The following is a 10733-nucleotide window of genomic DNA, read 5'->3' on the forward strand; positions in this document are numbered from 1 at the left end:
TGCTCGGCGCACAACAAAAAGCCCCGGTTATAGGAACCGGGGAAACAGGGTGGGATGAGTTTGGCGCGTACCCGTAAACCAAACTCTCCCCAAGCCTCACCTAAGACTCATGCTCTTAGGTAAAGGATTCACATCATTATTGAAGCGTAGCGCCTTGCTCTACCCAAGTGCCGATTAGTGCGCGCTCTTCATCAGTCATTTGAGTCATGTTGCCGAGCGGCATCACCTTGGTTGTTACCGTTTGAGCAACAATTCTTGGTACGTTGGCTTTAATCTCTTCTGGGGTATCAAACATCACACCGGCTGGCGCAGCAGCAAAAGCGGCGTGGCTAGGAGTTGATGAGTGGCACACAGAACAGCGCTCTTGAATGACTTTGTTGATGGTTTCAAAGCTGACGCCTGCGCTATCAGTTTGCATTGCGTGGTCTGCTGGTACAGCTTGAGAACTAGCCGAAGTTGAAGCTGTACCGTTTTCAGCAAGCTCTTCTGTCGTCGATTCCGTCGCGCTGACTTGCACTTCTTGAACCACTGGCGCTTGTACAACCGGAGTCATCTGCTTTTTCGCATAAGGTGAGGTAACAAACGCGAGCGTGATCATACCCAAAGCTGCGACTGGTACTGTCCAGGCAAACTTCTGGCTACCATGACGGGTGTTGAAGTAGTGACGCACCAAGATACTGAAGATCGCTAGGCCAGCAAGGATCAGCCAGTTGTATTCCGAGCCATAAGTGCTTGGAAAATGGTTACTGATCATGATGAACAGCACTGGCAGTGTCATGTAGTTGTTGTGACGAGAACGCAGTAAGCCTTTCGCTGGCAGTGCCGGATCCGGTTCGCGCTTCTCTTCAATCGCTTTCACCAAGTTACGCTGCGCAGGCATGATAACGCGGAATACGTTACCCACCATGATGGTACCAATGATCGCACCAACATGGATGTAAGCGCCACGACCACTGAACACTTGAGTTAGGCCATATGTTGCAGCAACGAGCAGCACAAACAGCACAACACCAAGCAACACGGGGGTTTTACCTAATGGTGAGTCACACAGTAGATCGTAGATAAACCAGCCGGCAACGAATGAACCAATACCAATCGCGATTGCGGTTGTTGAATCAAGGCCAGAGCCCGGTGCAATCAGGTAAATCTCAGCGTTGAGGTAGTAAACCACACCCAGTAGACACACACCGGTGATCCACGTGAAGTAAGCTTCCCATTTGAACCAGTGCAGGTGCTCTGGCATTTCTGGTGGCGCAAGTTTGTACTTCTCTAGGTGATAAATACCACCACCGTGAATTGCCCATAAGTCGCCTGAAAGGCCTGTTTTTGGGTTTACTCGGTTAAGGTTATTCTCTAACCAAACAAAGTAAAATGATGCGCCTATCCACGCAACACCAACAATCATGTGAGCCCAGCGTATTGCTAAATTCAACCACTCTGTAATATGCGGATCCATAATAAACTCCTGTATCACAACGCTTTAGCTAAGCGTTGCTCTTCCTTATTGTCGTCCGTCGGCAAGTCGTCCAAATGCAATGCCACGCGGTCGCTGTCGAAATAAACTTCGTCACAGTTATGCCCTTCGCCGCCTCTATCGACGATCAAGAACTGGTCTTGATCGGTGAGGGCGAGAACTGGGTGATGCCACACCCCTTTGTGATAGTTCACTCCTTGACGGCCGTTGCTCAAGAAAGCTCGGCTATTGGCTAATGTTGGATCGTCGCCTTTTGGCGCAACAACAATTAAATAGGGTTGACCAAGTAATGGAATGAATGCCTGAGAGCCAAGTGGATGACGCTCTAACATTTTGATGGTCAGTGGGTAGCTCAACGGTGTGGCTTGGAAGATGCTGATGATGGCTTCTCCGTCTTGGTCTTGCACATCCGTTGTCGCTAGCTTGTGGTAGCGACGTGTTGATCCACTGTTGATCATGAAGAAATCACTATTATCGGACTCGATAACATCGCCAAACTCTGCAAAAGCCTGCTTGGTTAACGGCTCGATGGATAAACGACGTATTCCATTACTCATACTCATTTCCTTACCTATTTCGCTTTCGTACCAAACAGACGCAAACGGCTGATACCACCATCTGGGAATATGTTTGCACGTACGTGGGTAATCGCACCAAGGTCGTTTACCTCAGAAATGAATTCGTGAATCTCGTGCGCTTGCAGCTTTTGTGCAGGCAACAGTTCACGCCAGAATAGGCTTTGTGTTTCTACTTGGTCGTCGGTTCCGCCTTTCACGTAAGCGGCTTGAATCGAGCAACTGTCAGGGTAGTTACCTTTGAAGTGGGCCGTATCCACAACGATGCGTTCGATGTTACCTGGGTGGCCTAGTGCCACGATAACCCAGTCGTTACCCGGTGTACGACGACGTGCTGTTTCCCAGCCATCACCCATGTTTTCACCGCGGCCAGGGCCTAAGATGTTGGCTTTGTTGCCGTAGTGCTCATCGCTACATGCCAATGCTCGGCCACCGTGCTCAACCGATGCTAGGTCGACCTGTTGCTGAGAATCTATTGCTTCCCAATCCACACTTGGTCGGCCATAAACACGTAAGCGCGCTACACCGCCATCTGGGTAGATGTTCAAACGTAGATGAGTAAATACTTGGTCGCTTTCAATCGCTTCAAGATGATGATGATCACCTTGTAGTGCCATTGAAGGCAGAATTTCTTGCCACTCTGTTGCGTCTGTTGGCTCACCTTGTGGTGAATAACACGCGTCAATTGATGCCGAAGGTGGGAAGTTACCTGTGAAGAATGAGGTATCAATATCAACGCCAGCAATAGTGCCAGCTAGACCAAGGCGAACGACACAGTAGTCGTAACCTTCACCACGTTTACGTCTGCTTTCCCAACCGTCCATCCACTTGCCGTTATCGTCGTATAAGTCGTCTTTCCACTCTGGTGCTGCGTGGCTGAGTAGACGGCTTTTATCCGCGAAAAAATCGTCTGTTGCGAAGATAGCTTCTGCGCCGAGTTTTTCGTCTGCAAGGTTTATGTATTGTTCAAATGTTTGGGTCATGTCCGTGTAATCCTATCCAATTAATCAAGTAATAATAAAATGAGAACTCAGTGGCTTATTCGCTTATAAAGCGGGCTCTTAGCGCACTAAGACTGGGCTGAGATAGCTGTTAACTCCGTTAACTTACATATCCCAGAGACGAAACATCGCGATCTTGTTGATCTCTTGAATCGCCGTAGCAAACTCAGTTTCACTATCATTTCCTAATCGCATCTCGAACGACTCAAGAATTTGGTAACGATTGGCTCCCTTCACCGCCATGATAAAAGGGAAATTGAAGCGACTTTTGTAGCTGTTGTTGTAAGAAGTGAATTTTTCAAATTCTTCGGCGTTGCACTGGTCGATGCCCGCCCCCGCTTGTTCTTTGGTCGACGACTCGGTGAGTTCGCCGTTTACTGCTGCTCGACCGGCTAAATCCGGGTGAGCGTTGATCAAAGCCAACTGTTTGCCTTGGTCTGCACTTAACAAGGTCGATGCCATTTTCAGATGAAGATTCTCGATATGGTCATCTTCGGCATTCAAACCTTGGTCATACACCACTTCTGCAACCCATGGGCTGTGCTCGTAAACATCAGCGAAGTGAGCGACAAAGGTATCGCGGTCCATGGTTGTTGGTTGGCATGATCGAAATTCAGTCACGTTAAGCCTCCTTGCTTCACTGCTACTTTTGCTGTTGATGATTAGCGTTATTTGGTTGATATGGATGATGTTGGTGCCAGTGGTTGGCGATATCGATTCGACGACATAACCACACGCTGTCGTGCTGTTTTACGTAGTCTAAGAAACGTCTTAATGCAGCAATACGACCGGGGCGACCAATCAGACGACAATGCAACCCAACCGACATCATTTTCGGTGCGGTTTCGCCTTCCATATAAAGGGTATCAAACGTGTCTTTCAGATATTGGAAGAACTGCTCACCAGAGTTAAAGCCTTGCGCCGTTGAAAAACGCATGTCGTTCACATCAAGTGTGTAAGGGATCACCAATTGCGGATGACCAGTCTCGGTGTGCCAATAAGGCAGGTCATCATCATAGGCATCTGAGTCGTAAAGAAAGCCGCCTTCTTCTGCAACCAAGCGACGCGTATTTGGACCCGTTCGACCTGTGTACCAACCTTGTGGGCGTTGACCCGTCACTTGTTGGATGATCTCAATCGCTTTGGTCATGTGGTCGCGCTCTTCAGACTCATCAATGTATTGATAGTCGATCCAGCGATAACCGTGGCTACAGATTTCGTGACCCGCTTCGACCATGGCTTTGGCAACGTCTGGATGACGCTCAATCGCCATTGCGACAGCAAATACGGTTAGTGGGATTTCATATTCATCGAACAAGCGAAGAACACGCCACACACCTACACGGCTACCATATTCATAGATGGATTCCATGCTGATGTGACGTTCGCCTTTGATCGGTTGTGCTGACGGGATCTCTGAGAGAAAGGCTTCAGACTCGTCGTCTCCATGTAACAAACAACGCTCACCGCCCTCTTCATAGTTCAATACAAAAGAAACCGCGACGCGCGCATTACCTGGCCATTGAGGGTTTGGAGGGTTAGCTCCGTAACCGATCAAATTTCTTGAATAATCCTTATTCATCCAAGTACTCCTAACATAAGTGGTTGGCTTAGCCGCTCTTTAGCTGGTTCATCAATATGATTCTTCTATTGGTGATTCCGCTATTGGTTATTTCAAAACCGAGCAACCTTACCCCTGTACATTTATTGTATACAATTATTTATCTCAATGTAAAGATTTTGTTATTCAAGTTAAACTTAGATACACTTTCAATTTAAAAACAACAACTTAACAAATCACAACCTCACCAAAAAACGATAATCAGGATCTATAAAGCCAGAAAAAAAGACACAATAGTTAACATTTTTACAACAATTCGCTTTACTAATTGTGTACAGTTCGTACATAGTTAGTGATAACAAAGTGACCAGTTGCACTCTTTTGCAAGGTCGAAATGGATACATAAACCACGGAACAGAGGAGCGCCAAAAGCGCTATTAAAGGACTATGGGAAGATTAACAACACACGTATTAGACACTACTCACGGCTTGCCTGGCGCAGAGATCAAGGTAGAGCTTTATAAGGTCAACGAGGATTCCACTGAAAAGCTGGCGACCGTGCTTACTAATTCAGATGGTCGTACCGATGCACCAATTCTGGCTGGGAATGAATTCCGACCGGGGAAATATCAATTGGTATTCTATGTAGCCGACTACTACAAAAACAAAGGTGTGGAATTGGATGGCGTGCCTTTCCTAGACGATGTGGTTATTCGCTTCGGCTTGGATGATCCCGATGCGCACTACCACGTTCCGCTTTTAGTCTCACCATACAGTTTCTCGACTTATCGGGGCAGTTAGTCCCGATGCTTAGAATCCCGATCTAGGCTCTATCACCCAATAATAAACAGATTCATGCGTGCATCTAAAAAGATGCGCGCTCATTAAGCACGCTCACATAAAAATACTAACAACGTTAACAGTTAAAAAATGAGCCACGAAAAGCTTATTCATAACGAGTTAGAGCTAGGAAAAACCTTAAAACTTAATATTGAAATCTCGCTGTATTCAATAAATGGATCACAACATAAAAGGACTTGCTGACATGAGTGAGAGTAAAACAGAAATACTCAACCAAGATGCGAACAACGGAATTTTAGAGAAGTTTTTTAAAATTAAGGCCCACGGAAGTAGCGTAAAAAATGAGTTAGTCGGTGGTGTCACCACCTTCGCAACCATGGCTTACATCATCTTCGTTAACCCACAAATTATGGCCGCATCGGGTATGGATGCGGGAGCGGTATTCGTCGCAACCTGTATTGGTGCAGCTATCGGTTGTTTGTTAATGGGGTTATTTGCGAACTGGCCTGTCGGACTTGCGCCGGGCATGGGCTTGAATGCCTTTTTCTCGTTCACGGTAGTAAGCGAAATGGGCTACAGCTGGGAAGTGGCACTGGGTGCGGTGTTTATCTCAGGTATCTTGTTTGTCGGGATGAGTTTCTACAAAGTCCGCCAATGGATCATTGAAAGTATCCCTGTGAGTTTACGTTACTCCATGACTGCGGGCGTTGGTTTGTTCTTAGGTCTAATTGGTCTTAAAACAGCAGGTATCGTCGTCGAAAACCCAGCAACACTGGTATCACTAGGTGACTTCACTAAACCTGAAGCGCTACTGGCAGCTATCGCTTTCCTTATCATCGCTGTTCTTAGTGAGCGTAAAGTATTTGGTGCGGTGTTAATCGGTATTTTGAGTGTAACGCTCGTCGGTATGATGCTTGGCTTAGTGCATTACAACGGCTTCTTCGCGGCTCCACCAAGCTTAGCGCCTACGTTCCTAAAAATGGACATTATGGGCGCTCTCGATGTTTCAATGATCAGCGTTATCTTGGCTTTCCTTTTTGTAAACATGTTCGATACCGCGGGTACTTTGATGGGCGTGGCCGAGCGTGCAAACCTAACTAACCCTGAAACGGGAAAAATTGAAGGACTAAGCAAAGCGCTTAAAGCCGACAGTATCTCAAGTGTGGCAGGTGCGTGTGTGGGTTGTCCGCCAGTAACCAGTTACGTAGAAAGTGCAGCGGGCGTTGCAGCAGGCGCACGAACAGGCCTATCTGCGATTGTGGTTGGGGTGTTGTTCTTAGCGGCGATTTTCCTATCTCCACTTGCTGGCATGATCCCCGCGTACGCGACCTCTGGCGCGTTGATTTATGTGGCGTTCGTGATGATGAGCAGCATGCAGCACGTGGATTGGAAAGACTTCACCAACGGTGCTCCCGCAGCCATTACAGCGTTAATGATGCCTCTGACCTTCTCTATCGCGAATGGTATCGCACTGGGTTTCATTACCTACACAGTGCTGAAACTGGCGACAGGTAAAACAAAAGACGTCTCGATTTCGATGTACTTCTTAGCGGCTATTTTTGTCGCGAAGCTCGTGTTCATCGGTTAATCACCCAACGTAACTATCGCTTGGCCTGTTCGCAGGCCGAGCTATCAAGACACATGCTAGAACAACATTTTTAAGAAAAAGCTAGTTGTGCTAAACAGCGGAACGCACAAATATCCGCTCGGTTAGTGCACCTTTTTTATGACCCTACGCAGTTTGTAGAAGTCATTATTTGACCGCCAATCGCCTGTAAACGGAAACACAGGCAGAGGAATATCAAATGAAACTTCTGTACACCCTAAATGAAAGACCGCCTCACGGCTTAACCTTCCTACTCGCATTACAGCACATGCTCGCCTCAATTGGTGGCATCGTCGCTGTTCCCCTTATTGTCGGCGCGTCAATTGGCTTGCCTAACACCGAGATCGTTTCGCTGATCAATGCTGCGCTGCTGGCGTCAGGTATTGTAACCGTCGCTCAATGTCTCGGTTTTGGCCCTGTTGGCATTCGACTGCCTGTGGTGATGGGTTCGAGCTTTGCCTTTTTGGGCGTCGCCATTTCAATCGGCAACGAAGGCGGTGTCGCCGCGATCATGGGCTCGGCACTTATCGGCTCATTCGTGGTAATTGGTGCCAGCTTCTATATGGACAAGGTTCGAAAACTGTTCCCGACCGTGGTAAGTGGTGTGGTGGTTACCTTAATCGGCTTAACCATTTTACCGGTTGCCATGAACTGGGTCGGAGACTCTCCCGCCAACACGGAACAATTCGCCACGCTGCCAAAGCTGTTTCTAGCACTGATCTCTTTGGGGATTGTGGTTGGCGTATCGGTTTACTGTAAAGGCGCGGTTGCCGCTTCGGCCATCGTGATTGGTTTAGCGGGCGGTTACATTGTGGCGCTATCGCTCGGCATGGTCGACCTTGAGCAAATCAGCTCTGCCGCTTGGGTTGGCGGACCTGAGCCCTTCAAATATGGCTTTACCTTTTCTGCGAGTGCCATCATCAGCATGAGCTTGGTGTACATCGTGGTTATCGCCGAAGCAACAGGTGACTTCATGGCACTAGGCAACAACTGCCAAACCCAAGTCAGCGGTAAAGACTTAAAACGTGGTCTATTAGGCGATGGACTTGGTAGTACCTTATCTTCGATTTTAACGGCAATGCCACTGGCATCGTTCAGTCAAAACGTCGGTATTGTGGGTATCACAGGTGTAGCAAGTCGTTATGTAGTGGCTGCAACCGGTGGTTTGCTAATTTTAGGCGGTTTATTCCCGAAATTAGCCGCTATTGCCGTCACGATTCCGAAACCTGTTCTAGGTGGTGTGGGTTTTGTGATGTTCGGAATGATTGCCTACGCGGGTATCCGCATGTTGATCAAGGCCGCAGACACCAAGCGAAATGCCTTGGTAATCTGTGTTGGTTTAGCGTCTGGCTTAGCCGTCACTTTCGAACCAAGGTTGCTGCAACACTTGCCGCATGACCTTGCGAACTTTCTTCACTCAGGCATCACTACCGGTACTATCATGACGGTGCTATTGAACCTTGTTTTACCAAAGTCTTCACGAGCAGAAGAACAAGAAGCACTGGCCGAAAGCCAAGCGCAAGTTGAGCTAGAAATGAAAGAGCAAGCCGAAGAAGAACGACACTCAGACGAGCAATTAGAGATTCAGCAAGCAAGTACAGAAGCAGACGTTCAAGCGGCATCAGAAAATCCTGATCCAAAAACGAACTAGCTGATTCTCGAACTAACGGGTTCACTGACTAACGTAAAACCGATTTCCGTAGGATCAGGGCTGATTACAACATCGAACGTTTTAACGCCCTGATTCGAATTTATCTTTCAACAGCAAATACCAATAAAGACCCTCTTCCCTGAAAAGGCTGAGATGGCTAAGGACTACTATGAATGGAAACCATCTGGATTAAGAATCCTCTCGCAATCTACACTGGCTCACTGGCTGATGCAGAAGGCGGCATTGTCATTAAAGGTAATAAGATCATTGAATTGGTTGGTAAACACAAAGAACCAACCTTACCCGTAGATTACAGCGTCGACGCCTCTCGTCATGTTGTGACTCCTGGGCTTATCAATGCGCACCACCACTTCTATCAAACCCTAACGCGTGCCTACCCCGGCGCACTGAATAAAGAACTCTTCCATTGGCTACAAAGCCTCTATCCAGTTTGGGCCAATCTCGACTCAGAGATGATGAGCCTTGCCACAGAGCTGGCGCTGGTTGAGTTAATGATGTCGGGCTGCACCACAGCGTCAGACCATCATTACTTGCTACCAGACGGGCTAGAACACGCCATCGATTTACAAGTCGAGGCCGCAGAGAAATTGGGTGTAAGAGCGATATTCACTCGCGGTTCTATGAGCCTAGGGGAAGATGAAGGTGGGCTACCTCCACGACACACCATTCAAACCGAACAGACCATTATTGATGACAGCCAACGCTTGATTCGCGATTACCACCAGCGCGATGAAGGGGCGATGATTCAAATCGCACTCGCGCCTTGTTCGCCGTTCTCAGTCACCACCGACCTGATGAAAGAGACCGCCAAGATCAGTGAGCGTGAGAACGTGATGATGCACACTCACCTATGCGAAACGCTCGATGAAGAGGACTTCTGTATCGAGAAGTTCGGTCTACGCCCTGTCGATTACCTAGAAGATGTCGGCTGGCTCAACGAACGCACTTGGCTCGCTCATGGTATTCACTTCAATCCAGAAGAGATCAAGCGCTTGGGTAAAGCAGGGATTGGTATCAGTCATTGCCCGACGTCCAACATGATGTTGGCTTCCGGTATTTGTAAGAACAACGACCTTGAAGCAGCAGGCGTAAAAGTCGGGCTAGGTGTAGATGGTTCCGCCTCAAACGATGGCTCAAATATGATTGCTGAAGTGCGCATGGCGATGTACTTACAGCGCCTGCAGTATGGCTCTGCCAACGTTTCACACTTTGATGCACTGCGCTGGGCGACATCAGGCTCTGCACGAGCAATGGGCAGAACGGATATCGGTACACTAGAAGTCGGAAAACAAGCCGACATCGCGATGTTCAAACTCGATGATATTCGTTTCTCTGGCAGCCACGATCCGCTGGCAGCACTACTACTCTGCGGCGCTCAACAAGCGGATAAAGTGATGGTAGCCGGAAAATGGCGAGTTAACGATGGAGCAGTAATTGGAGTAGACATGGAGCAACTGATGCACCGCCACCACGCTGCTGCAATGAAGCTTGGTAAGTTGGCGATGAATAACAACTAACTAAGACACTTGCCCATCAAACACTGCAAGCCAAAGCGCGTGGCTTTGATGGGCAAACACCCAGAACATCCGCAAAGATTCTAAAAACCCATAAACATTCGAAAACACCCGCAAAAATCTGCAGGCATGATTGCCTCTCAGGCTATGTATTAGTCAGTTTACTTAAATAGTTCCATCCCTATCAGAACGAAATATAAACCTTCACTAATTAAACTTTCGATTAATATAAAGCAACCCGTACATTATCTGGCACAGATCAAATTTAAAACGCTCGTTCTATTTATATATTCATCAAATTAATCAACAGATTTAGTAATAATGGAAATTATGAGGATAATTATACTTTTATCACTTATCGCATTTATGAATAGAATAAAAACCTCTCGAGACCTTTCCATACCTAGCCTGACAAAAGACACAGGAGTAGTGACTTAAATATCATTAAATTCAATAGATCAACAATCAATCAATATGAATTCAAATGTGTGATCTAAATAGAACTTTTCATTATAAATCTACTATAGAT

9 protein-coding genes are annotated in these 10733 nt (G+C 47.3%); 4 read left to right on the forward strand and 5 right to left on the reverse strand.

From position 1 onward, the window contains the following. Nucleotides 1-136 precede the first annotated feature (136 nt). The 5 genes from AB4351_RS20140 to puuE all read right to left on the reverse strand — a co-directional run bounded on the left by AB4351_RS20140 (nucleotide 137) and on the right by puuE (nucleotide 4632). Nucleotides 137-1456: a urate hydroxylase PuuD gene (locus tag AB4351_RS20140; protein WP_372126963.1), complete on the reverse strand. Its 1320-nt coding sequence runs from the start codon at nucleotides 1454-1456 to the stop codon at nucleotides 137-139. A gap of 14 nt (nucleotides 1457-1470) precedes the next feature. Further along, a complete protein-coding gene (locus tag AB4351_RS20145) occupies nucleotides 1471-2031 on the reverse strand; it encodes an ureidoglycolate lyase (protein WP_004732859.1) in 561 nt (186 codons plus the stop codon). Between the two features lie 14 nt (nucleotides 2032-2045). Then, entirely contained in the window at nucleotides 2046-3032 is a 987-nt protein-coding gene (gene alc / locus AB4351_RS20150) for an allantoicase (RefSeq protein ID WP_017086623.1), read from the reverse strand. A gap of 123 nt (nucleotides 3033-3155) precedes the next feature. Beyond that, nucleotides 3156-3671, reverse strand: a complete 516-nt coding sequence (gene uraD, locus AB4351_RS20155; RefSeq protein ID WP_017067791.1) for a 2-oxo-4-hydroxy-4-carboxy-5-ureidoimidazoline decarboxylase — start codon at nucleotides 3669-3671, stop codon at nucleotides 3156-3158. Nucleotides 3672-3693: 22 nt separating this feature from the next. Then, complete coding sequence (puuE, locus tag AB4351_RS20160) at nucleotides 3694-4632, reverse strand: allantoinase PuuE (protein WP_017111437.1); 939 nt, start codon at nucleotides 4630-4632, stop codon at nucleotides 3694-3696. 426 nt (nucleotides 4633-5058) lie between these two features. Here puuE and uraH point away from each other — a divergent pair, with 426 nt between their 5' ends. From uraH to AB4351_RS20180, 4 genes are all read left to right on the forward strand, one after another. After that, complete coding sequence (uraH, locus tag AB4351_RS20165) at nucleotides 5059-5412, forward strand: hydroxyisourate hydrolase (RefSeq protein ID WP_017071967.1); 354 nt, start codon at nucleotides 5059-5061, stop codon at nucleotides 5410-5412. Nucleotides 5413-5656: 244 nt separating this feature from the next. Beyond that, a complete protein-coding gene (locus AB4351_RS20170) occupies nucleotides 5657-7000 on the forward strand; it encodes an NCS2 family permease (RefSeq protein ID WP_076667210.1) in 1344 nt (447 codons plus the stop codon). A gap of 217 nt (nucleotides 7001-7217) precedes the next feature. After that, a complete protein-coding gene (locus AB4351_RS20175) occupies nucleotides 7218-8669 on the forward strand; it encodes a nucleobase:cation symporter-2 family protein (protein ID WP_372126965.1) in 1452 nt (483 codons plus the stop codon). 173 nt (nucleotides 8670-8842) lie between these two features. Beyond that, the gene (locus tag AB4351_RS20180; protein ID WP_017086620.1) at nucleotides 8843-10207 is read left to right on the forward strand and encodes an 8-oxoguanine deaminase; all 1365 of its coding nucleotides are present in this window, start codon (nucleotides 8843-8845) and stop codon (nucleotides 10205-10207) included. The last annotated feature ends 526 nt before the right edge of the window (nucleotides 10208-10733 follow it).

Source organism: Vibrio sp. 10N.261.51.F11 (genome assembly GCF_041471665.1).
Taxonomy (GTDB): domain Bacteria; phylum Pseudomonadota; class Gammaproteobacteria; order Enterobacterales; family Vibrionaceae; genus Vibrio; species Vibrio crassostreae_C.

Bases quoted from the DNA above. Each gene is read 5' to 3' on its own strand.
- AB4351_RS20140 (WP_372126963.1), bottom strand. From the start codon at position 1,456: ATGGATCCGCATATTACAGAGTGGTTGAATTTAGCAATACGCTGGGCT.
- AB4351_RS20145 (WP_004732859.1), bottom strand. From the start codon at position 2,031: ATGAGTAATGGAATACGTCGTTTATCCATCGAGCCGTTAACCAAGCAG.
- alc (WP_017086623.1), bottom strand. From the start codon at position 3,032: ATGACCCAAACATTTGAACAATACATAAACCTTGCAGACGAAAAACTC.
- puuE (WP_017111437.1), bottom strand. From the start codon at position 4,632: ATGAATAAGGATTATTCAAGAAATTTGATCGGTTACGGAGCTAACCCT.
- uraH (WP_017071967.1), top strand. From the start codon at position 5,059: ATGGGAAGATTAACAACACACGTATTAGACACTACTCACGGCTTGCCT.
- AB4351_RS20170 (WP_076667210.1), top strand. From the start codon at position 5,657: ATGAGTGAGAGTAAAACAGAAATACTCAACCAAGATGCGAACAACGGA.
- AB4351_RS20175 (WP_372126965.1), top strand. From the start codon at position 7,218: ATGAAACTTCTGTACACCCTAAATGAAAGACCGCCTCACGGCTTAACC.
- AB4351_RS20180 (WP_017086620.1), top strand. From the start codon at position 8,843: ATGGAAACCATCTGGATTAAGAATCCTCTCGCAATCTACACTGGCTCA.